This window comes from Archangium gephyra, from assembly GCF_042230915.1.
Lineage (GTDB): Bacteria > Myxococcota > Myxococcia > Myxococcales > Myxococcaceae > Archangium > Archangium gephyra_B.
In genome coordinates this window covers 337,501-359,235 of record NZ_CP102578.1, presented here as the reverse complement: position 1 = coordinate 359,235, position 21,735 = coordinate 337,501, and the positions used below count along the sequence as shown (strand labels likewise).

At 68.5% G+C, this 21,735-nt stretch carries 22 protein-coding genes and 2 rRNA genes (1 of these 24 only partly in view); 14 read left to right on the top strand and 10 right to left on the bottom strand.

Translation table 11 applies throughout. From position 1 onward, the window contains the following. Positions 1-210 precede the first annotated feature (210 nt). Positions 211-816, top strand: coding sequence for a hypothetical protein (locus NR798_RS01470; RefSeq protein ID WP_375769578.1), 606 nt, complete (start codon positions 211-213; stop codon positions 814-816). Positions 817-1,147: 331 nt separating this feature from the next. Continuing rightward, positions 1,148-2,764, top strand: coding sequence for a hypothetical protein (locus NR798_RS01465; RefSeq protein WP_375769577.1), 1,617 nt, complete (start codon positions 1,148-1,150; stop codon positions 2,762-2,764). Here the strand turns inward: NR798_RS01465 and NR798_RS01460 are convergent, their stop codons facing one another. From NR798_RS01460 to NR798_RS01445, 4 genes are all read right to left on the bottom strand, one after another. Continuing rightward, entirely contained in the window at positions 2,765-3,235 is a 471-nt protein-coding gene (locus NR798_RS01460) for a hypothetical protein (RefSeq protein ID WP_375769576.1), read from the bottom strand. Between the two features lie 119 nt (positions 3,236-3,354). After that, on the bottom strand, positions 3,355-4,152 hold the full coding sequence (locus NR798_RS01455) for a DUF4032 domain-containing protein (protein ID WP_375769575.1): 798 nt from the start codon (positions 4,150-4,152) through the stop codon (positions 3,355-3,357). Positions 4,153-4,874: 722 nt separating this feature from the next. Then, positions 4,875-5,381 (bottom strand): type II TA system antitoxin MqsA family protein, encoded by a 507-nt coding sequence (locus NR798_RS01450; protein ID WP_375769574.1) that lies wholly within the window; start codon positions 5,379-5,381, stop codon positions 4,875-4,877. Then, positions 5,378-5,689 (bottom strand): hypothetical protein, encoded by a 312-nt coding sequence (locus NR798_RS01445; protein WP_375769573.1) that lies wholly within the window; start codon positions 5,687-5,689, stop codon positions 5,378-5,380. The genes NR798_RS01450 and NR798_RS01445 overlap by 4 nt, the downstream gene beginning before the upstream one ends. 203 nt (positions 5,690-5,892) lie before the next feature. Between NR798_RS01445 and NR798_RS01440 the strand changes: the two genes are divergently transcribed. Together NR798_RS01440 and NR798_RS01435 are read left to right on the top strand one after the other, a co-directional pair. Beyond that, a complete protein-coding gene (locus NR798_RS01440) occupies positions 5,893-6,654 on the top strand; it encodes an SDR family oxidoreductase (RefSeq protein WP_375769572.1) in 762 nt (253 codons plus the stop codon). Next, the gene (locus NR798_RS01435) at positions 6,651-7,394 is read left to right on the top strand and encodes an SAM-dependent methyltransferase (protein WP_375773706.1); all 744 of its coding nucleotides are present in this window, start codon (positions 6,651-6,653) and stop codon (positions 7,392-7,394) included. The genes NR798_RS01440 and NR798_RS01435 overlap by 4 nt, the downstream gene beginning before the upstream one ends. A 9-nt stretch (positions 7,395-7,403) precedes the next feature. Here the strand turns inward: NR798_RS01435 and NR798_RS01430 are convergent, their stop codons facing one another. Beyond that, complete coding sequence (locus tag NR798_RS01430; RefSeq protein ID WP_375769571.1) at positions 7,404-8,243, bottom strand: SDR family NAD(P)-dependent oxidoreductase; 840 nt, start codon at positions 8,241-8,243, stop codon at positions 7,404-7,406. A gap of 257 nt (positions 8,244-8,500) precedes the next feature. Here NR798_RS01430 and NR798_RS01425 point away from each other — a divergent pair, with 257 nt between their 5' ends. Then, positions 8,501-8,896 carry a hypothetical protein gene (locus NR798_RS01425; RefSeq protein ID WP_375769570.1) on the top strand — a complete coding sequence of 132 codons (396 nt, stop codon included), beginning with the start codon at positions 8,501-8,503 and terminating at the stop codon, positions 8,894-8,896. Positions 8,897-8,918: 22 nt separating this feature from the next. On the opposite strand, the gene NR798_RS01420 is transcribed toward NR798_RS01425, so the two are convergent. After that, complete coding sequence (locus tag NR798_RS01420; RefSeq protein WP_375769569.1) at positions 8,919-9,821, bottom strand: alpha/beta fold hydrolase; 903 nt, start codon at positions 9,819-9,821, stop codon at positions 8,919-8,921. Beyond that, positions 9,818-10,720, bottom strand: a complete 903-nt coding sequence (locus NR798_RS01415; RefSeq protein ID WP_375769568.1) for a halocarboxylic acid dehydrogenase DehI family protein — start codon at positions 10,718-10,720, stop codon at positions 9,818-9,820. Before NR798_RS01415 ends, NR798_RS01420 begins: the two co-directional genes overlap by 4 nt. Before the next feature lie 180 nt (positions 10,721-10,900). Here NR798_RS01415 and NR798_RS01410 point away from each other — a divergent pair, with 180 nt between their 5' ends. From NR798_RS01410 to NR798_RS01380, 7 genes are all read left to right on the top strand, one after another. Further along, positions 10,901-11,458 carry a Uma2 family endonuclease gene (locus tag NR798_RS01410; RefSeq protein ID WP_375769567.1) on the top strand — a complete coding sequence of 186 codons (558 nt, stop codon included), beginning with the start codon at positions 10,901-10,903 and terminating at the stop codon, positions 11,456-11,458. A 201-nt stretch (positions 11,459-11,659) separates the two neighbouring features. After that, complete coding sequence (locus tag NR798_RS01405) at positions 11,660-12,466, top strand: Dyp-type peroxidase (protein ID WP_375769566.1); 807 nt, start codon at positions 11,660-11,662, stop codon at positions 12,464-12,466. Next, a complete protein-coding gene (locus NR798_RS01400) occupies positions 12,463-12,831 on the top strand; it encodes a hypothetical protein (RefSeq protein ID WP_375769565.1) in 369 nt (122 codons plus the stop codon). The genes NR798_RS01405 and NR798_RS01400 overlap by 4 nt, the downstream gene beginning before the upstream one ends. Before the next feature lie 74 nt (positions 12,832-12,905). Beyond that, on the top strand, positions 12,906-13,220 hold the full coding sequence (locus NR798_RS01395) for a hypothetical protein (RefSeq protein WP_375769564.1): 315 nt from the start codon (positions 12,906-12,908) through the stop codon (positions 13,218-13,220). Continuing rightward, positions 13,217-14,569 (top strand): sensor histidine kinase, encoded by a 1,353-nt coding sequence (locus NR798_RS01390; RefSeq protein WP_375769563.1) that lies wholly within the window; start codon positions 13,217-13,219, stop codon positions 14,567-14,569. The genes NR798_RS01395 and NR798_RS01390 overlap by 4 nt, the downstream gene beginning before the upstream one ends. Then, on the top strand, positions 14,566-15,288 hold the full coding sequence (locus tag NR798_RS01385; protein WP_375769562.1) for a hypothetical protein: 723 nt from the start codon (positions 14,566-14,568) through the stop codon (positions 15,286-15,288). Before NR798_RS01390 ends, NR798_RS01385 begins: the two co-directional genes overlap by 4 nt. Positions 15,289-15,359: 71 nt before the next feature. Next, positions 15,360-15,821, top strand: coding sequence for a hypothetical protein (locus tag NR798_RS01380; RefSeq protein WP_375769561.1), 462 nt, complete (start codon positions 15,360-15,362; stop codon positions 15,819-15,821). Here NR798_RS01380 and NR798_RS01375 read toward each other — a convergent pair. Continuing rightward, positions 15,818-17,218: a sensor histidine kinase gene (locus NR798_RS01375; RefSeq protein WP_375769560.1), complete on the bottom strand. Its 1,401-nt coding sequence runs from the start codon at positions 17,216-17,218 to the stop codon at positions 15,818-15,820. The two genes, NR798_RS01380 and NR798_RS01375, sit on opposite strands and share 4 nt — an antisense overlap. 333 nt (positions 17,219-17,551) lie before the next feature. Between NR798_RS01375 and NR798_RS01370 the strand changes: the two genes are divergently transcribed. Together NR798_RS01370 and NR798_RS01365 are read left to right on the top strand one after the other, a co-directional pair. Further along, positions 17,552-18,697, top strand: coding sequence for a Gfo/Idh/MocA family protein (locus NR798_RS01370; protein ID WP_375769559.1), 1,146 nt, complete (start codon positions 17,552-17,554; stop codon positions 18,695-18,697). Between the two features lie 145 nt (positions 18,698-18,842). Beyond that, positions 18,843-19,586 (top strand): hypothetical protein, encoded by a 744-nt coding sequence (locus NR798_RS01365; RefSeq protein ID WP_375769558.1) that lies wholly within the window; start codon positions 18,843-18,845, stop codon positions 19,584-19,586. Positions 19,587-19,990: 404 nt separating this feature from the next. On the opposite strand, the gene rrf is transcribed toward NR798_RS01365, so the two are convergent. Together rrf and NR798_RS01355 are read right to left on the bottom strand one after the other, a co-directional pair. After that, positions 19,991-20,107: ribosomal RNA gene (gene rrf / locus NR798_RS01360) — 5S ribosomal RNA — on the bottom strand. 167 nt (positions 20,108-20,274) lie between these two features. Further along, positions 20,275-21,735, bottom strand: a 23S ribosomal RNA gene (locus NR798_RS01355); it runs 1,508 nt beyond the window's last position.

Genomic DNA, 21,735 nt, shown 5'->3' with positions numbered 1-21,735 from the left:
CACGAGGCCGTTGCTTCGCGGGGCGCGGTGCCTTCCAGGGCCGCGCCCCGTGGTGTTTTCAGGGCGCCTCCCGCTGTCACCTTGGACGCGCCAGGCCCGCTCGGCCCGCCATCCTGTCAGACGTCACGCGTGGCCGGCACTCCCGCCCCAGCGGGCCCCGCGTGGTGCGGTGATTGCACCACCGCGCGGCGTTGGCTTCCGGTGAGGGACATGATGCTTCGGATGACACCCTGGCTGTGGACGCGCTACCACCGCCAGCTCGCGGACGAGGAGTGGTTGCGGCAGCTCAAGGGCTTCGTGGAGAAGCAGCTGCGCGGAAGGATGACGCAGGGCGCCTGGGGCGTGCGGTGCACCGTGTGGGCGGCCTATACGCAGCGGAAGTACCTGGGGCCGCAGAGCGTGGTGAAGAACCAGCTCCACGTGAAGTGCCGCTGGTGGCGAGGGTGGGAGCTGTGGAAGCGCGAGGCCTGGGAGTCCTGCCGGCTCTCCGTGCGCTATGTCCCCGTGCGGCGGGAGTTCGTCCTGGAGGCGGCGGAGCCTCTCTCGTACGAGGAGTGTCTGTCGAAGGAGTTCAGCCAGTCGACCGTCGACACGATGGTCGCGGGGCTCCAGGAGGGCTGCACCCTGGCGCGAGCGGAGGGCTTTCGCTGCCCGGACTGTGGGGCCCTGGCGCGCGTGGACTTCTGCCTGGAAGCCGAGGGGCGGCGCTTCTTCGTCTCGTGCGGCGCCGACCCCTCCCACGTGAGCGGCGGAGGAGAGTTGGCGGAGCCACCCGAGGGGTGGAGGGAGAAGGCCTCCCCCTGGTACCTGGACTGACGCACCGGCGCCTCGTGGTGCCCGCGGTGCTGTCCTTGGGGGAGTGAACACTCGCCCGGGGGAGCGGCGGGCCTCCGGCGTCCGCTGGGAAACCGGGGTTGCGGCGCGGTCCCGGTGTGCATACCGTCGAGGTGACGTACACGCAGCAGCCTGGAGCGGCACCCTCGGGTGTCATCCACGAACGTCGGAAGCGGCCTCCCGTCCACAGAGCGGTCCCCCGGCGTTTCTCCCACACAGCGGTGTTTCGAGCCGAGCACGCCTGACGTGTGCCCGGTGGATCCTGGTCTTGCCGCGGCTGGCACGGCTGTCGCCGCCGCGTGGAGGAGTCTCCATGACGTCGCCCCACCTGTCTTCCCCACCGTCCATCATCAGCGAGCGGATGCTCAGCCTCCTGCTCGCGGATCCGCCGCTCGCCCTGGACCACGCGGCCCATAACCCCGCCGATGCGCCCGTCCTCTTGTCCCGGCTCCTGGTCGGCCCGCCCCTGGCCTCCGACGACCTCCAGGACCTCCTGACGATCGCAGCCGCCGAGGAGTTCCCTCTCGAGTTGCGGCGGATGTGCGCCCTCATGGCCGTGGACCGGAAGGACGTGAAGCTCGGTCCCACGTTCCTGGATGCGCTGGCACACGACTGCGAGCAGGAGCCCGCGCTGATTCCTCTGCTCCTCCAACTCGCGGAGGGAGTGCCGCTCCGCTCATCCCTCCTGGAGGATTGGCTCGAGGTGCAACGTGCAGAGGTGCGGGAGTTGGCCGCGAGGAGTCTCCTCACCCGGGAGGACCATCGCACGAGGGCCATGGAGATGCTGTTGAAGGATGGGCGCCGGGACATCATCGAGCAGGCCGCCAGGGAATCGGCGGACGCGGCCGAGACCTTCACGGGCCTGCTCGGTTATGTGCAGCTCAAGCGGTGTGTCCTCCAAGGAGCGTCCCGCGAGGCCCTGCTGGACGTGATGAAGGCCTTCCTCGCTCCCAAACCCAAGAAGGAGAGCATGTGGACGCCCAAATGGGAGACCGAGGCACGGGTGGACTGGGCTCTGACCCGGAGACACCTCTCCGCGCCGGAGCAAGAAGAGCTGGAGCCCATTCCAGGCACGCTCGAGGGAAGCAAGCTGGCGGTGAAGTTCCTGCTCCAAGAGGGAATGGCCGAAGAGGCTGTCCAGATCCTGTGCCTCTGGAAGGCGCAGGCCTGGGCGGGGATGCTCGAGGGCATCGGCGCCACTCCCGACCGGAGAATGGAGATGCGCCAGCTCGCGGAGGCCCTGGCGAAGCTCCCGGCCCAGCAGTGGCAGAGTACCTTGCGGTTCCTCCCCCTGCCGCTCGTCACGATCTGGGCACGCAGCCCGAAAACCCCGTTGGAGGTGCGGTTCAAGTGCGCTTGGCGCGTCCTCCAAGCCCCCGGCTTCAACCCGAGGGACTGCGACTTCTCGACGGATCCCGAGTTGCTGGCCGAGCTGCTCGAGCAGCTCGATGAGCTGCAAGCCAGTCAGCTCCCCATCCTGCGCGTGCTCCTGCGTGCCGCAGTGAACCTGCTCGTCAGGGAGCCCCCTTCGGCCGAGGAGCTGGAGGAGCAAGCCTCCCCACACTTCCGGATTCGCGATCGGGTCCGTCTCTGGTCACGGCAGTGCCGGCGTTTCGACGTCTCGCTGGCCAAGGTGCTCCGGGATGATCTCGAGACCCGGGTCTGGAGTGCCCTGCGCCGTGTCCGGCATGTGAGCAATCAGCTCCACCCTCCCGCGGCGACCGTGGGCGCCCTGTTGCGGTGCACGGCGGTTCTCCAGGATCGCCGGCACCTGGAAGCGGTCAAGCATCTGGAGAAGAACCTGAGCGCGGTCGAGCGGCGTCAGCTCTCCGAGCCACTGCTCATGGCCAAGGAGATGCTGCTGGACCCTCCGCTCACCGACCATGTGACCGTGGTCTCCATGGCCATCGCTGAACTGCGCTTGAAGTAATCACGGCGCGTAGGTGTCGCGCAGGCGTTTGAGCAGCGTGCGCAGCTCGTTCACCCCCGGCTCATCACAGCCGGCGAGCTGCGCGCGGTAGCTCGCGCCCTCCAGCTCCAGCGTGAGGACGCTGCTCGAATCGGTGACCCTGCCGCAGGGAGCCTCCCCGCGCCGCAGCACATCGAGCAGCTCGGCACGGGTGGCCGCCACGCGGACCCGCGCCAGTTCCTCCGCGGGCAGGACGGTCTCGCGCACCGCCCCGCCAAAATCGCCGAACCGATCCACGCGAAAGGTGCCGTCCGCCAGCACCTCATCCCATCCGCTGCAGTCCATCTCCTCCGTGCAGGGCCCGCCGCCGGACTGCCACTTCAGGCTCACGAAACTCTCGGGATCCGCGGGACCACAGCTCACGAGGAGCCCCAGCACGGCACCGGTGGCGAGACGGCTCAGTCGACGAAGCGGCGAGAAGGAAGGACGCATACCGCGCCAGCTTGCAGGCTCCGGACCATCCGCAACCCCGCGAAACACCGGAGCGCCCGACCGCGAGCGCCTGGGTTTTCCGCGAGCCCCACTCGGATTCCCGAGGGAGCGCGCCGGGCTCAGCCCCGTCCCGCCGAGGCCACGGGGAGTTCCGGCGTGGCGGCCGGGGGCGCTTCAGTGCGGGCCTCCACCTCCGGCAGCGGGGCGCTCGCGGCGCGCAGGAGCGCCAGGGCGGGCTGCTCGCGGCGCAACGCCACGTACCCCTTCACCGCCACCTCCAGGCCCACGTCCCGCTTCGCCCGCTCGGACAGGAACCACTTGTGCTCCAGCACCTGGCAGTACAGCTCGGCCTCGTCCGCCGCCGGCCCGAGCTCCCGCTCCAGCTGGCTCAACGTCGGCCGGAAGCGCTCGTCCAGCCAGCGGAACGCCGCCACACTCAGGGGAACGCTCCGGTTCACCTCGCGTGTCAGCGTGGCCTTCAGCTCGCGAATCTCGTTGAGCAGCAGCGCCGCCTGCCGCTCCTCGGCCACGAGCCCCGTCAGGTTGTGGAGCTGGTGCCGGTGGTACTCGCGGTCCGTCACGATGGTCCGCATCCGCAGCTGACTGCCGTCCCCGCTCGCCACCAGGTCCACCTCGCCCACCGAGAAGCCCAGCTCGTTGAGCGCGCGAATCCGCTCGTGGATGCGGTAGCTCTCCCCCGGCGTGATGGAGATCTCCTTGTTGATCTCCGCCCAGAGCCGCTCGTAGCGCTGGCGGATGCTCGGGGCCGTCTCGTACACATCGAGCGTCGAGGGCAGCTCCACCATCGCCGCCAGGTCCGCGAGCCCCCCGGTGATGTTCTCCTCCATGATGAGCAGATCCAACTCGCGCTGGCCGTCGGAGAGCTTGGGGTGCAGCTCCGAGGTCTCCGCGTCCACCGCGTACGCCTGGAGCTCGCCCGCGTCGCGGCGGAAGAGGACGTTGGACAGGGAGCAGTCCCCCCAGGCCGCCGAGGTGCAGGCGCACCAGCAGGCTCGCCATGGCGTCCAGCAGCCGCTCGCGGTAGCGCTCCAGGCCCTTGTTCATGAAGAGCACGCGGTAGGGCAGCGACGAGGGCAGGTACTGGGTGAGGAGGATGGCCACCTCGTCCCCGGGCTCGCCCAGGGCGCGCACTCGCGCGAGCCCCACCACCGTCACCGCCGGCAGGTGGCGCTCCTCCAGTCCGCGCAGCACGTCGTACTCACGCTGCCCCACGGACAGGGGCAGTTCCTTGAACGCATAGATGTGCGCGCCGTAGCTGACGAAGACGACCGTGTGCCGGGACAGGCCCCGGGGGACCTCCACGAGCCGGGAGCACACCTCCGGCCGCCACTCCTCCAGGGGCAGGTGCCACGGCAGGTCCAGGAAGTCCGGATGGCCCTGGTGGAGGTGCAGCGCGTTGAGCCCGCGAGGTGGCGTCATTGGGAGGCATCCTACCTTGAATGGACGACATCCCGTTGGCTCGGATCGTAAACCGTGGCCACTGACAGCAAAGAACAGAGAGGCCGCAAGGCATCGATAACCCAGCCATTCACTAGGACACCAACCACAGAGCCTCGTAAAAACGCTTAGAGTTCAGCGCTTACGAAAGCTTAGCCTTTATGATTGAGCAGTCAGTGAATCATACTGCTTCGACTGATTGCTCTCGGTGCCATCCGGCAGAGTTGGGAGCTAGAACCATCCGCTCAGCCTTGGGAGCTTCATTCGCCATTTCTTCAAGCGGATAGCTTTCAATGGGCCGCTCACTCAATACCATCAGACGGAGCAACCGTTCAGTTTGCTTCCCCATGGGTTTAGGATCATCAAGGCTTTCGTATCGGGAGATTGTAGCTTTGTTGACACCAATCTTCCGAGCAAAGTCGCTACTCGAAAGGCCCATGTACTTACGCAAAAAGCGAATCTCCTTAGGCAGCAACCGTTCCCGCTTTTCGGCCAACGCAATAGCGATGGCTCGATGGAGCGCTTCAATCCGCGGGATTATCGCAGTTCGGTCCCCACAGGCCGAGCAATAACGGACTTCAATACTTCCCAATATAACGTCGTCTAGTCCGCTGGCAGTGTATTGGTAGTTCTCACGACGAATCTCCAAAGGACCCTCACACCGCCTGCATCGCTTCACTGCGGTCATGGCCTGTTCCTCCAACCTGTAACGATCGCGAGTTCAGTTTCGGAGTCAAAAGCGATCACAATCGTCATACGAGGGGTCTCGACACGGTAACGCCACTCCCCATTTTCCCATTCGGGTTCTCGCACGATGCCTGCCCGCAGGACGTTCAAGGCGTCGCTGCTTTCTAGCTGATCCTTCGCCAATTCGGCCAACGCGTGATCGCTTAGCGCAACACCGCCGCTTTCTCTGATCGCCTTGATCAGAGCCTTCGCCTTCTGAGGTTTGAGCGGTTGACCGACGTCCACCATGGCGACATCATCATTAATCACCAGTTGATCTTCTGTCAACTGTTCGTATCTGCGGAGCGAGACGAAGCGCCTACTGGCCTGCCTGCTCCACAAGATGCCGTACACAACGCACTTGAAGTGGCTGTACGAGGTAGGGGCGAGAGAATCCCTCGTTCCTCGGATAGGTAGGCCTCGAATCACTGGAGGCGTGCACTCCTCCGGCGCCTCATTAGAATCCGCGCCCCATGCAAACCCTTCAAGGATGGACGGCCCTCGTCACCGGCGCCAGCGCGGGAATCGGCGAGGCCTGTGCGCTCGCGCTCTCGCAGGCGGGCGCGAAGCTCGTGCTCGCGGGACGCCGCGGCGACCGGCTCGAGGCCCTGGCGGCGAAGCTCCCCAACCCCGCCCACCCCCTGGTCCTGGACGTGCGCTCGCGCCGCGACGTCGAGGCCTCCCTCTCCGCGCTGCCCGCCGGGTTCGCGGACGTGGACGTCCTCGTCAACAACGCCGGCGTCGGCCTCGGCCTCGAGCCCGCCCACGAGGCGTCGCTCGATGACTGGGAGACGATGATCGACACCAACTGCAAGGGGCTCGTCTACGTGACGCGCGCCCTGCTGCCCGGCATGGTGAAGCGCAACCGGGGGCACGTGGTGAACCTCGGCTCGGTGGCCGCCAGCTACCCGTACCCCGGTGGCAACGTCTACGGCGCCACCAAGGCCTTCGTGCACCAGTTCTCGGAGAACATGAAGGCCGACTTGGTGGGCACACGCGTGCGCGTCACCGACATCCAGCCCGGCATGGTGGAGACCGACTTCTCGCTCGTGCGCTTCAAGGGCGATGCCCAGCGCGCCAGCAAGGTCTACGAGGGCATGGAGGCCCTCACCCCCGGCGACATCGCGGACATCGTGCTCTGGGCCGTCACCCGCCCGGCCCGCGTGAACATCAACGTCGTCGAGGTCATGCCGGCGGACCAGGGCTTCGGCCCCTTCAACGTCAAGCGCCGCTGAGCGCCGGGGGCCACCGCTTGGAGCAGGCACCTTCACAGGGGAAGAGGACAGTTCACTGCGCGGACGCCCTGGCATGGCTGGAGAGCCAGGGCGTGCTCGCCGGGTGCTCGCTCATCACCTCGATGCCCGACGTGTCCGAGTTCCCTTCCCTCTCGCTCGCCGAGTGGAAGGACTGGTTCGTGCGCACCGCGTCGCTCGTGCTCTCGCGCTGCCCCGACGACGGCGTCACCATCTTCTACCAGACGGACATCAAGAAGGACGGGAGCTGGGTGGACAAGGGATACCTCGTCCAGAAGGCCGCCGAGCAACTGGGGCACTCGCTGCTCTGGCACAAGGTCGTCTGCCGCACCGCGCCCGGCAGTGTCACCTACGGGCGGCCGGCGTACTCGCACATGCTGTGCTTCTCGCGAGGCGTCCGCGCGGACCTCTCGAAGTCCACCGCCGATGTGCTCCCCCAGGCCGGCGAGGTGACGTGGACCCGCGGCATGGGCGTGGAGGCGTGTCTCGCCGCCTGCAAGTACGTGCTGGAGAACACGCCCACGCGCACCATCGTGGACCCCTTCTGCGGCCATGGCTCCGTGCTCGCCGTGGCCAACTGGCTGGGGCTCGATGCCGTGGGCGTGGAGCTCAGCCGCAAGCGCGCGAAGAAGGCGCGGGCGCTCCAGATGCCGATTGGCGATGCGGAGCCCTCGGAGGAGCCGGAGGGCGGAGAACCGGAGGGCGGCGGCGAGGAGGGGTGAGCAGGGGGCTCACTGCTTCTTCGCGAGGTGCGCCAGGATGCGCTTCTGCAGGGCGATGCCGCCTCGCGCGAACGCCCCGGGCGCCAGCCGCTTGAGCCTCCAGGCCCAACGGCCATCCGCCATCGGCACCGCGTAGAGCCGGTCGCGCTCCACCGCGCGTACCAGCTCGCGCGCCACCTGCTCCGCCGACACCGAGGCGTTGTCCACCAGCTTCGACGTCAACGCCTTCAGCCGCAGGCCGTCCTCGCTCTCGGTGATGTGCGCCGAGGCCGCGATGTTCGTCCGGAAGAACGTCGGGCAGGCCACCGTCACCCCGAGGCCCACCGGCTTCAGCTCGGCCAGCAGCGTCTCCGAGAGCGACACCACGGCGGCCTTCGACACGTTGTACGCCGCCAGGTACGACGTGGAGATCAGCCCCGCCGCCGAGGCGATGTTGAGGATGTGCCCCGCGCCCTGCTTGCGCAGCAGCGGCACGAAGTAATGGCACCCGTGGATGACGCCCCACAGGTTCACGTCCAGCACGCGCTTCCAGTCGGACAGAGGCATCCGTCCCACCTCGCCCGCGCACAGCACGCCCGCGTTGTTCACCAGCAGGTCCACCCCGCCGAACGCCGCCTCGCTCTCCCTCGCCAGGGCTTCCACCTGCTCGGGCTTCGTCACGTCGCAGGGCACCACGCAGGCCTCGCCGCCCTGCTGCTCCACCTGCCGCGCCGTCTCCCGCGCCGCCGCCTCGTCCAGGTCCGACACCACGATGCGCGCCCGGCGGCGAGCCAACTCCAGACACAGCGCCCGGCCCAGGCCACTGCCCGCTCCGGTGATGACCGCTCGGGGACGCTCGGGAAGGCGCATCGCTTTGGACTCCTCCGCTCCGGGCTTCAGGCCCTGGCTGGCACAGAGCACAGGTGGTGACGGGAGTCACCCCTGGTGACTGGAGTCATCAGGGCCCGGGGCCCCGAATGGTGACTGGAATCACCAGGACAGGCCCGGTCCGCGAGCACTTCCCGAGGGAAGAGGGCGTTCTCCGGGGCGTCCGCGGGGCAGCACAGGCCTGGCACACCGTGTGCTTTGGGTATGGACGTCCCGCTCACACGAAAGAACAGACTCCCATGCCCATCAACAAGCTCACCTCTGGCCTCAAGCTGAACAACCCCCTGCGCACGGACATCCACCAGGTCACCCAGGGGAAGAAGAGCGACTACGCCAACCAGGTCCACGGCGTGAACAAGCTGTTGGACGGCTTCGGGGTGGGAATCTCCAAGCAGTCGGCCCAGGGCGTCATCGGCAACGTGCAGAAGGTCGAGGCGGGAGCGATGAGCGAGATCACCGCGCACCTGCGCGAGGCCAAGGGGTTCGGCCGCGATGCCTTCGAGAGCTTCTCGAAGGGCCAGGTGAAGCAGGGAGCGGTGGAGGCGTTCGGCTCGGCGCTCAACACGGCGGGAGCGGCCTTCAAGTCGACCTTCACGCCCACCCCGGCGGAGAAGCTGGGCAACGATCCGTGGTGAGCACCGCGAGCGCCGGGCCCTCTCAGATCAACCGGCCCTGAACCGAAGGGACCTCCGCGTCCCGGGTCTCCCGGCCCTCCAACCGGGGCCGCTCCTCCACCCCGAGGAACTCGTAGAGCGCCGTCATCACCGCGTGCGGCTGGTCCCACATGAGGAAGTGTCTCGCGCGCTCCACCCGCACGAGCCTCGCCCCTGGTATCTCCCACGCCAGCCGCTCGCCCCACTTCACCGGCTGGAAGGTGTCCTCCACGCCCCACACCACCCGCGTGGGGACCGCCACGTGCGGCAGCCGCGGCACCAGCTCCTGCGTCTGGTTCGTGTCCAGCGCCGCCGCGTCGCGCACCAGGGACGTCTTCCCCACCTCCGTGGCGTACGGCGCCAGCAGCCCGTCCACCAGCCCGTCCGGCGGGGCCGTCGCGAAGCCCATCCGCTTGAGCGCCACCCTCAACATCCGCTGCACCGCCTGCGCCGACAGCCGCCTCACCACCCCCGGGTGCCCCAGCTGCACCATCAGCTCGATGGGCCACGAGTCGAAGCAGATGCTGTTCATCAGGCACAGCCGCGACACCCGCCGAGGGAACCGCACCGCCAGGTGCTGGGCAATCCCTCCACCGATGTCGTGCCCCACCACCGCCGCGTCCCCTATCCCCAGCCGGTCCATCCACGCATCCAGCGCCTCGGCCTGCCGCGCGATGGACCGGTCGAAGCCCTCGCGCCGGTCCGAGTACCCGTATCCCAACAGGTCCGGAACCAACACCCGATGTGTCAGGGACAGCGCTGGCAGCAGCCCGCTCCACAAGAAGCCCCATGTGGGAATCCCATGCAGCAGCACCACCGGCGCGCCCTGGCCCTCGTCCACGTAGCTGATGAACCGGTGGCCCAGCTCCACCACCCGCTGCCTCGCCTGGTACTCGCGCCAGTTCATCGCAGCTCCTCCCCCACCACGAAGTCCGGCACCAGCCGCGCCTCGGCCGGGAAGGGCAGCCGCCGCTCGAGGTCTCCCACGTCCCCCACCAGCGTCGCCATTCCCAGCACCAGCACCGGCAGCCGCCACTCGCACTGCACCGTCACCCGCTGGATGAGCTCCGCGTCCTCGCGCAACACCTCCAGCCGCTCCTTCGACAGCGCCACCTCGTACGGCAGCCGCCGCGCCAGCCGCCTCGACGTCTCCAGCAGCGCGTCACACGCACGCGCCCACTCCTCCGTCTTCATCCTCGGCTTCAGCCGCTCCCACGCCGCCTCCAGGTACCCGGGCCACAGCGCCAGTCCCCGGAACTCCCCCGGCAGCGCGGGCGGCCCCACCGTCTCCTCGATGTCCTCCAACAGGCCGCGCAGCCGCGCGTCGCCTGGCCGCTCCTCCCCCACCTCCATCGCCATCATCCGCGCCGGCGCCCCCCGCTCTATCCGCTCCGCGCTCCCCAGGGGCTGCGGCACGCCCACCGGCTCGTCCTGCAGCGCCAGCTTCACCGCCGAGGTGAACACCAGCATCTTCGGGTTGAGGTAGTGGTACAGCTCCAGCGCCCCTCGCACGTGGTAGCGCTGGCTCTCCCCCAGCACCGCCGCCTCCCACGCGCCCAGCTGCCCCAGACCCTCGGCGGCCTCCACCGCCTGGACCCGCACCTCGTCCGCCGCCGACTCGAACGCCCGCGTCTCCGTGTTCGGCCCCATCGCCTCCCACATCGCCACCAGGAAGCGCTCGAAGCCCGCCCACGTGCGCACCGTCACGTCCAGCCCCGTCACCCGGAGCGTCTGCCTCATCTCGTGGAGCACCCGCTCCACCTCTCCGTGCGCCTCGTGCTCGCTCACCTGCTTGGGAATGGCCATGGATGCGCCTCCTCCGGTCGGAAGATGGGGGGTGCTTCCAGGCCCGGCAGCCGAGCACGTCCGCACGGCTGCTTCGCGGCGGGGCGGGCAACGGGTGGACGCCCGCCTCCCCGTCATGAAAGTTACTTTTGCGGAAGGGAAACTCTACCCGATTCATGAAGTAGGGCGTAGAGTGCGGCCATGGGTGAACGCCAACCGCGCAAGGCGAGCTACTCGGACCTCGAGGCGCTCCCCGCGCACCTCACCGGAGAGCTGATTGATGGCGAGCTATATGCCAGCCCCCCACCCGCCCTGGCTTATGCGGTGGCGGCCGCGGAGCTCTTCGGAGAGCTGAGCGGCCCCTATGTCAAAGGCAGGCGCGGTCCCGGGGGCTGGCGCCTGCTCAACGAGCCCGAGCTGCGCCTGGGCGGGAACGTCCTGGTACCCGACATCGCGGGCTGGCGGCGCGAGCGCATGCCGCGCACGCCCCGCTCGGCCTCCTCCACGCTCGCCCCCGACTGGGTGTGCGAGGTGATCTCTCCCTCCACGCGCGCCCTGGACCGCAAGGCGAAGCTGCCGGTGTACGCGCGCACCGGCGTGCGGCACGTCTGGCTGGTGGACCCGGACGCCCATACGCTGGAGGTGTTGCGTCTGGAGGGCGCCCACTACCGCGCCCGGCCCCTCTCGGGCGAGCTCCTCGTTCGCGCCGAGCCCTTCGAGGCGCTCGAGCTGGAGCTGGCCCTGCTCTGGGAGGAGTGAGACGGCGGGGAAATGACATTCCTTCCGGACCCCCTTTGACATCATGCAACCCGTTGGGTTCTCCTTGCCGTGCACAAGCAACCCGGCGTGCCGGAACATCGGCGCGAGGGTGGGGGGGGTACAGAGATGCGGCCACAAGAAGGTCTCTTCCATTCGCCTGGTGCTTTCAGTGGTGTCGCCGTTCTCCGGCTCAGCCGGAATGTGGCCCTTCCCCAGCTGCGCGAGGTGGTGTCCGCCATCCACGCCGAGCTGAGCGTGCCCGGGGGCCTGCACTCGGTGCTTGGCCTGCAGCCCACGCTGCTCCCCGGCGCTCCGGACCTGTCCTCGCTGCTGCCCCGCGAAGGCCCCACCGCGCGCTTCCCCTCCACCCAGTCCCACGTGCTCGTCCAGGTGAGCGCCAATGGCCGCGAGCTGCTGCTGTGGGCCCTGCGGCGCGTGCTCGCCCTCTCCCAGGCGGTGCTGTACCTCGAGGAGGAGGTGCTCGGCGGCCGCATCGGCGAGGGACGTGATGCCTTCGGCTTCCGCGACGGCCTGGTACTCCCCAGCCGGGAGCAGGTGCGGCGCGCCGCCCTCGTGCCCTCGGGCTCTCTGGCCGGGGCCTCGTGGCTGCTCTACCTGCGCTTCCAGAAGGATCTCGAGCGCTTCGGCCGCCTCAAGCCCCAGGCCCAGGCGCACGTGGTGGGCCGCACCCGCGACGGGGAGCTCGTCCCGGACGCGCCCGCCGAGGCTCACCTCCACCGCGCCCGTGCCTCGGGGGCCGGGGACAACCAGCTCCTCATCCGCCGCGGCTTCCCCTTCCGCCACGGCGGCGAGGAGGGCCTGGCCTTCGTCTCGGCCTCGGCGGATCCGGACTACTACCGGCGCTCGCTGGACGCGCTGCTCGGCGTGGGGGGCCAGCCGCCGGACGCCATGTTGCGCTACGCCCGGGCCGTGAGCGGCGGCCTCTACCTCGCGCCCCCGGCCGACTGGTTCCTCGCTCCATCCTCCCAGCAGGAGGCCACCCCATGAAGGTACTGGTGCTGGACTGTGATGCCCGGGTGTCCCGAGGGCTGGAGCGCACGCTGCGGGTGCTCGGCCACGAGGTGCTCCGCCCCAACTCCGCCGCCCAGGCGCGCGCGGCCCTCGCGGAGGAGCCGGCCGTGGACGTCATCCTCGCCGCCCAGCACCTGGAGCCGGGCGAGACGGGCACGGGCTTCCTGCGCTGGGCCGAGGCCCATGTGCCCCACGCGCGCCGCGTCCTCATCTCCGGGACGCACTGCCCTCCCGACTTCATCGAGCAGCCCGGCCAGCAGTGGTTCCAGGCCAAGCCCTTCGGCCGCCGCGAGCTGGAGGCCCTGCTCTCCACGCCGGGTCCCCAGGCCCCGCGCCCATGAACAGTCCCCCCCACCACCCCCCGAATCAAGCAGACAACAGTCCGGTCCCCTGGGCCGGCGGAGGCAATGCCGCAATGAGCTACAACGACATCCGTGGTCCGCGAGTGGTGGGGTTGACCGTGGCGTCCTCGCTCAGTGAGTACCTGATGCGCATCCAGGAGCTGGGCGCCGTGGAGGGCCCTGACGGCGCGCTGGAGATCAGTCCCGAGGTGAAACCCATCCTGGAGGCCATCCACCAGGTGCTGGCCGGAGGCACGGTGGAGGTGAAGGTGGTGCACCGGGGCAACCCGGACATCTTCAACGAGCTGAACCGCCGCGTGGAGCAGGTGGGACGCGAGGCCAACTCCATCAACAAGTCGGCGGGCTTCTATCTGACCGCGACCTTATGAGCCCTCCCGCCCGCTGGCGCCGCGTCGTCCATGACTCCTTCAAGCGCTGGGTGCGCTCGCAGGATGCCCAGGAGGTGCTGGCGGCCTCGTCGCTGCAGGCGTGGCTGAGCTCCGCCCTGGTCATCCCGGGGATACTGGCGCTGGCGGTGTCGGCCCCGGGGGCCAAGGACTTCTTCGCGCTGGACTTCGGCAAGGGGATGGCGTGCCTGGCACCGAGCCTGGTGCTGGGCGTCGTCTTCGCGCTGCTGCACCGGGGCCGCCAGCGCCTGGAGTGGTGGGGCTGGCTGTACCTGGTGGTGGGGACGGCGTCGCTGCAGTTCTACCTGGCGGCGTTGATGGCCATGGCGAAGATGCCGGGGGCCATGGTGTTCGCCGCGGTGCTGCTCTTCACCACCGGCTACCACGGCCGGATGCACCGCGTGGCGCCCTCGCAGCCCTTCCTCGCGCTGGGCACGGCGGTGGCGATGGGGCTGGCGGCACTGCTCATCAGCAGCAAGGAGCACGTGGCCCTCTTCGCCGTCATGGCGCCCCTGGCCGTCCTCCTCGAGCTGTACACGGGCAGCTTCGCCCTGCAGCACGACGTGGCCCGCGCCGAGACCGAGCAGCTGCGTGCCGCCGTCCAGGCGCAGATGCTCGAGCAGCAGGAGCGTGACGTGGGCCGACTGTCCCAGGCCCTGGTGCAGATTCTCGGCTACAACCACGACATCAACAACACGCTGATGAGCGTGAGCGCCGCGGCGGACATGCTCTCCATCATGGGCGTGCAGCGCAACACGCTGCCGCGCGCCGAGTTCGAGGAGCTGGTGCGCGAGCTCAACGAGGGGCTGGCGCGCATCCGGGAGATGGTCATCGAAATCCGGCAGAAGGGCCGGCGCTCGGTGAGCCACGAGCCGGAGAACGTGCACCTGGTGCCGGTGCTCGAGTCGGTGCGCACCAGCCTGGGCTGGCGCTTTCCGGACGTGGACATCCAGGTGAAGGTGGAGGAGCAGGCGACGCACGCGCTGCTGCGAGGGGGTACGACCACGCTGCGGCGGGTGGTGGAGAACCTGGTGCTCAACGCGTGCGAGGGCAATGGCGAGCAGGGAGCCGCCAAGGTGGACATCCTCGCGCGGCCCGAGCCGTACAGCGGGAGGCTGGAGCTGGTCATCGCGGATGACGGCCCGGGCTTCCCCGCGGACAAGCTGCAGGCCCCCATCGAGGGGCTGTCCACCACCAAGCCCAACGGCACGGGGCTGGGGCTGTACACCTCCGAGTGCCTCATCCGCGCGAGTGGCGGCACGCTGGAGCGCAACAACCGGCCCACCGGGGGAGCGCAGCTGCGCATCCTGCTGCCGCGGGAATTGAGATGAGCGCGGGCGCCGTCTTCCAGGAGGCCCTCCGCGCACTGCGCCGGTACGGGCTCCCGGAAGAGGCCGAGCGGGACGTGCTGGCGGCGATGGAGGCGGGTCGGCCCGGGCCGCTGGCGCTGCTGTACGCGGCGGGTGCCGAGGTGGGGCTCGAGCGCGAGGTGCTGTTGCGGCGCGCGGCGGGGCTCTTCCTGTGCTCGTGCGCGGCGAACCTCGCGGACGACCTGGCCGATGGCGAGTGCACGTACTTGGAGGAGCCCCTGCGGGTGGGGCCCGGGGTGCAGTTCGCCCTGCAGTCGATGTGCTTCGCCACGCTGGCCGGGGCGGGGCTCCCGGCGCCCGTGCTGGCGGAAGCGGCGGGGGACATGGTGACGGCGGCGGGCCTGCAGGTGCTCGAGGTGCGCACGGCCGCGTGGACGGCGCCGCGCTTCCAACAGGTGGCCGAGGGCATCGCCGGACAGCAGTGGGCGCTCTACCTGCGCGTACTGTGGGAGGGCACGGCGCGGGCGGAGCGGGCGGTGGTGGTGGGGCGCAGCCTGGGCGTGGCGGCCCATGTGGCCGAGGACGTGCGCTCGGGGGACGCAAGATTCCACGGCATGTCCGAGGAGGACCGGAGCACGGTGCTGGCCTGGGCCCGCGAGGCGGTGGACGCCGTGCGCCACGAGGGCCTCGCGTGCCTGGACGCGGTCCTGCACACGGTGGAGCCGCTGCTCTCCCTGTAAGCACAGGGAGCGGGCGGGCGCCTCTTCCCTGGCCATCCCCATCTTCCTCCTTCAGAGCACTGGAGGAGCACATGGAGGCAGTCGAGCAACTCGAGTCCGAGCGCACCGAGCCACTGGCCTCGGGCCTGGCCGTCACCCAGGGCGTCTTCTTCCTCGCCACGGGCCTCTGGCCCATCGTCCACCTGCGCAGCTTCGAGGCCGTGACGGGCCCCAAGCTCGAGGGGTGGCTGGTGAAGACGGTGGGCGCCCTCATCGCCGTCGTCGGGGGCACCCTGCTCGCCGCCGGCCTGCGCCGCCGCCTCCAGCCCGAGCTTCTCGCCCTGGCGGCCGGCAGCGCCGCCTCGCTCGCGGCGGTGGACCTGCGCTACTCGCCCCAGCGCATCTCGCCCGTGTACCTGCTGGACGCCGTCGTCGAGGGCGCCCTCGTCACTGGCTGGGGCGTGGCCGCCGCGCGGCGCTGGAAGCACCGCGCCGCCCCGCTTCCGCCTCCCGAGTACACCTCGCCCGAGGACGCGGCCGGCTTCCCCACCTAGTCCTCCACCGTCCCCGGCAGCGCGCGCGGCCCCTGGAACACGTGGATGGTCGAGGCCCCCGGCTGCTCCGGCACGTGCTGCTCGGCGATGAACTTCATCGGTGGCACCCGGGGCAGCCGCAGCGTGAAGGTGCTCCCCTGCCCCGGCTGGCTCTCCACCCGGATGCGCCCGCCGTGCGCCGTGATGATGCCGTGCACCACCGCCAGCCCCAGCCCCCTCCCCTCGCCCTCCGGCTTCGTCGTGAAGAAGGGCTGGAAGAGGTTGGCCTGCACCTCCGGCGTCATCCCCACGCCCGTGTCCCTCACCGTCAGCACCACGTCGTCCTCACCGTCGGGCTGCGTGGACACGTACACCGTGCCCCGCTCCTTCATCGACTGCGCCGCGTTCATGAGCAGGTTCACCACCACCTGTGAAATCTGCCTCGGGTGGCCGAGCATCGGCAGCAGCGGCCCCAGCTCGATGACCACGTCACACTGCGGCAGCAGCTGGCTGCGCGTCATGCGCAGCGCAGCCCGCACCTCCTCGTTGAGGTCGTACTCGATGAGCGCCTCGGGGTCCCCTCGCGCGAAGCGCCGCAGGTCCGTCACGATGGAGCACACCCGCTTGATGCCATCCAGCGTCTGCGGCAGCACCTCCGTCACGTACTCGCGCAGCGCCGGAGGCAGCTCCTTCTGCTCGCGCAGCTCCTGATGGAGCGTGTGCACGTTGCTCTTCACGTAGCTCATCGGGTTGTTGATTTCATGCGCGATGCCCGCCGCCAGCATGCCCAGGCTGCTCAGCCGCTCCTGCTCCCGCGCGCGCCGGTGCACCAGGTCCAGCTCCGCCAGCGCCTTGGCCAGCTCCTGGTTGCGCTGCTCCAGGCTGTCCAGCGTGAGCTGGTTGAGGCGGATGCGCGCCTCCGAGATGCCGGCCATGGCCACCGACATCACCAGGAAGGTGAGCGGCACGGCTGGCGGGCAGCCGTCGAGCAGCGCGATGCCCACCACTCCCGCGAGCAACGCGTACAGGCCCACCCGTGGCCACGTGCCCAGGGTGCCGCCCACCCGGGTGCTGTTGAGCGGCAGGAGCATCCAGACAGGAAACGCCCAGCCCGTGAAGTGGCCATAGACAGGCGTGGCGATGAGCAGGTTGAGCGTCATCCGCACGGCCTCGGCCGTCCGCACCCGCTCCGTCGGAAAGTGCCGGGAGATGGCCACGTTGAGCCCGGCCACCACCGCGAACATGGCCGTGATGATGCCGATACGCACCCACTGGCCCCAGATGGACACCACCAGCATCACGTGCGTGAGGTTGACCAGGCCGATCACGAACCAGTCCAGCCGCGCCCGCAGCCGGTCCGCCGCCATCCCGGGCTCCGGCCCCTCCTCGGGCTCCTGTCCCTTCTCGGGTGAGCGCATACCTCCTCCAAGCTGTGGCCTGCGTTCCCGAGGTCAGGAGCTCCCGTCCCCGTGCGCCCCTGGCGCGCGCCCTTCCCCCGATGTCCGGCGCGCAGGTCCCCACTGAATGTAACAGACCTGACAGGCTCCCCGCGCGCCCGCGTCCGTCCGCCCCTCGCGGTCCCGCACTCACGGTGAGGTGGACGCGGGAGCGCACGGCGCCACCCGCGGAGGCCGCGTCCCCGGGCGCCGTCCTCCCTCCGACAGGCCAGCGCCTCGCGGGGGCGGGTGGGTTGTCGCCACACCTCGCGATGCGGAGCTTGCCCCGCCGGCGGACTCCAGGAGGAAACGGCCATGGGTGGCAAGCAGGCGAGGGGACAGGACACGCGGCGCAAGCGTCAGAAGGCGCGCACGGTGGGCTACGTGGTGGTGGGGCTCGGACACTTCGCGCAGGATGCGATCCTTCCCGCCTTCAAGAACGCGAAGAAGAACTCGCGGCTGGTGGCGCTCGTCTCGGGGGACCCGAAGAAGCACCGCGTGCTGGGCAAGCGCCACGACGTCCCCGTCTACGGTTATGACCAGTACGAGGAGTGCCTCGCGCTGCCCGAGGTGGACGCCGTCTACATCGCCCTGCCCAACTCCCTGCACGCCGAGTACGCGGTGCGCGCGGCGCGGGCCGGGGCCCATGTGCTGTGCGAGAAGCCCCTCGCGCTCGACGAGCAGCAGTGCATGGAGATGATCCGCGCCGCCGAGGACAGCGACGTGAAGCTGATGACGGCCTACCGGCTGCACTTCGAGTCCACCAACCTCGCGGCCATGGAGGCGGTGCGCAAGGGCAGGATTGGCGAGCCGCGCCTCTTCAGCTCTTCCTTCAGCTTCCAGATTCAAGCGCCCAACATCCGCGTGGAGGCGGACAAGGGCGGCGGGGTGCTGTGGGACATCGGCGTCTACTGCATCAACGCCGCGCGCTACCTCTTCCGCGCCGAGCCCGAGGAGGTGTTCGCCTTCAGGGCCAAGGGGAAGGACGAGCGCTTCGCCGAGACGGAGGAGGCGGTGTCCGCGGTGCTGCGCTTCCCGGAGGACCGGCTGGCCTCCTTCAACGTGAGCTTCGGCGCCGCGCCGTCGGCCACCTACCAGCTCGTGGGCACGAAGGGCAGCCTCCGCCTGGAGAACGCCTACGAGTACAAGGGGAAGATGACCTTCGAGTTGGAGGCGAAGGGCAAGAAGAAGCGCACCTTCCCCGAGCGCGACCAGGTGGGCCCCGAAATCAGCTACTTCAGCGACTGCATCCTGAAGGACCAGGAGGTGGAGCCGAGCGGCTGGGAGGGCCTGGCCGACGTGCGCATCATCCGCGCCCTCTACCAGTGCATGGAGTCCGGACGCCCGGTGCGGCTCGAGCCCTTCGAGAAGCGCCAGCGGCCCACCCGGCAACAGGAGCAGCGCCGCCCGGCCGTGGAGCCTCCCGAGCCCGTCAACGCGGCCCCGCCCTCGGGCGATTGAGGCTTCCCGGCCCGCGAGAATCCTCGGAAGTTGGAACCACGAGAAGAAGAGCCAGTTGCGTGGAATCCCCACTTCCGCTGAAGCGCGGCGTGGTGCATCTTCCCCGCCCCCCGCCGCTCCGGGCGGGGCCATCCAGGAGCCCAGCATGTCCCGCGCGCTCACCCTGGTGAGTCTGCTGCTCTTTTCCCTCCCCGTGAGGGCACAGGGAGGCGCCACGCCCACCGTGGAGGCCGAGGTGCTTGCCCGGCGCCTGGGTGAGACGACGTGGGGCATGGAGGAGCTGCTCGCCGGCAAGGTGGAGCAGGTGACCATCACCTTGCGGGTGGAGGAGTTGGACGGGGACGGCAACGTGAAGCACACCCAGGAGCGGGTGGACCGCGTCACCGTGAAGGACGGCCAGCATCACCGGGAGGTGCTCGAGGCCCGCAAGGACGGCCAGGACGCCACCGAGGCGCTGCGCAAGGACCTGCAGGAGCGCCAGCGCAAGGGCGAGGTCCGCACCGCATTCAACTCCGTCAACCTGCCCTTCGCCGCCGCCTCCCTGGCCCGGCACCGCTTCTCGCTGGCGGGCCCGGACCCGCGCGAGCCCCACCAGCTGCGCCTGCGCTTCGAGCCCCGCGCCGATGACAAGGCCCCCTCCGTCCACAAGGGCGAGGCGATCGTCGACCCCAGCTCGGGCCAGCTCCTGCGCCTCGTCTACAGCCCCACGGAGCTGCCGGACATGGCGGACCGGGTGGATGTGCGCATGGACTTCCGCGCCCAGCCCGGCGTGGGCCAGGTGCTCGACACCCTCCACGTGGACGCCGAGGGCGGCTTCCTCTTCTACCGCAAGCACCTGCGCATCACCGCGCGCTACTCCAACCTCGTGCCCGCCAAGGCCCGGCCCTAAGCAAGCCGAAGCAAGTCCGTTCAGGGGTATCTTCCGGCGGTGGTGAGCAGCGTACGCCGGGCAGCGGCGCTTGCGGGTGGAACTGGTGCGGCGAGGCTGTCCTCCCGCTGCACCGGGTGCGCAGGCGCTGCAGGTGGCCAACAGCGAGCAGTACCGGGACACGTCCTCCAAGCAGATCATGCCGCACTTCGCCGACGAGGGGCGGTACGTGGCCTGCGAGTCCACCTTTTCCAGAGCCGGAGCTCGTCCTGCCGCCGTTCGGGCGAGCTGGAGTTCACGGCCTCAGCCAGGCGCCGGCGCAGCGCGACTGGATGGAGTGCCTGCGTGCTGGCGAAAGACAGGAGCCCGCAAAGGCGAAGGCCCCGAGTCTTCACGAATGTGAGGACTCGGGGCCTTCAAAAAAAATCCGGCAGCGACCTACTCTCCCGCGCGGTTTCCCGCGGAGTACCATCGGCTCTGGAGGGCTTAACTTCCGTGTTCGGGATGGGAACGGGTGGGACCCCTCCGACATAGCCACCGGAAAACATGTGACGCGTGCATACAAAGGGTAGTTTTCAATTTCTAGCTGGAGAAGCTGGTGCCTTCTTCCGGGCCCGGCGCCGCTCTTCGGGAGCGCGCTCGGGGCCTCGACCTTGGACTCGAATCCCCCGCTCCTCCCCGGTGGGGTGGAGCTCGTGAGAGATTGAGGTAAAGTAAGCCGCACGACCAATTAGTACCGGTTAGCTCAACGCGTTACCGCGCTTACACACCCGGCCTATCAACGTCGTAGTCTTCGACGGGTCTTCAGGGGCTTGCGCCCGGGATACCTGTTCTTGAGGTCGGTTTCCCGCTTAGATGCTTTCAGCGGTTATCCAATCGACACATGGCTACCCAGCGATGCCTCTGGCGAGACAACTGGTACACCAGCGGTGTCTCCAACCCGGTCCTCTCGTACTAAGGTCAGAGCCTCTCAAGTATCCTACGCCCACAGCAGATAGGGACCAAACTGTCTCACGACGTTTTGAACCCAGCTCGCGTACCGCTTTAATTGGCGAACAGCCAAACCCTTGGGACCTGCTCCAGCCCCAGGATGCGATGAGCCGACATCGAGGTGCCAAACCTCCCCGTCGATGTGAACTCTTGGGGGAGATAAGCCTGTTATCCCCGGAGTACCTTTTATCCGTTGAGCGATGGCCCTTCCATTCAGGACCACCGGATCACTATGACCTGCTTTCGCACCTGCTCGACCTGTCGGTCTCGCAGTCAAGCTCCCTTATGCCATTGCACTCGACGCCCGGTTTCCAATCGGGCTGAGGGAACCATCGCGCGCCTCCGTTACATTTTGGGAGGCGACCGCCCCAGTCAAACTACCCACCAGACAGTGTCCCAACTCCCGATAAGGGGGCATGGTTAGACACCAGAATCCGACAGGGTGGTATTTCACCGTTGCCTCCACCGAACCTAGCGGCCCGGCTTCAAAGGCTCCCACCTATCCTACACAGTCGAACCCTAGTGTCACTGTCAAGTTGTAGTAAAGGTTCACGGGGTCTTTCCGTCTTGCTGCGGGTAAACTGCATCGGCACAGCTATTTCAATTTCGCTGAGTCCCTCTCCGAGACAGTGCGGAAGTCGTTACTCCATTCGTGCAGGTCGGAACTTACCCGACAAGGAATTTCGCTACCTTAGGACCGTTATAGTTACGGCCGCCGTTTACTGGGGCTTCGGATCATCGCTTCGCCTTGCGGCTGACGAATCCCCTTAACCTTCCAGCACCGGGCAGGAGTCAGACCCTATACGTCGGCTTCTTGCCTTCGCAGAGTCCTGTGTTTTTGGTAAACAGTCGCTACCGCCATTTCTCTGCAACCTCTCTCGGCTTCGGCTGTACGCCTACACCTACCAGAGGCCCACCTTCTTCCGAAGTTACGGTGGAAATTTGCCTAGTTCCTTGGAGGAGAGTTCTCTCAAGCGCCTTAGGATTTTCTCCTCACCCACCTGTGTCGGTTTGCGGTACGGACACCCTGTAGACTCCCCGCGGAACTTTTCTTGGAAGCCGAGCATCAACGACTAATCCCTTGCGGGACGCCATGGGGTCTCGGGGATAGCTGCCGCGCCTTTTCATCGTACGCGACACCCCTACGCCTTTGGACTGGCACAACCACCGGCCAGCTCGT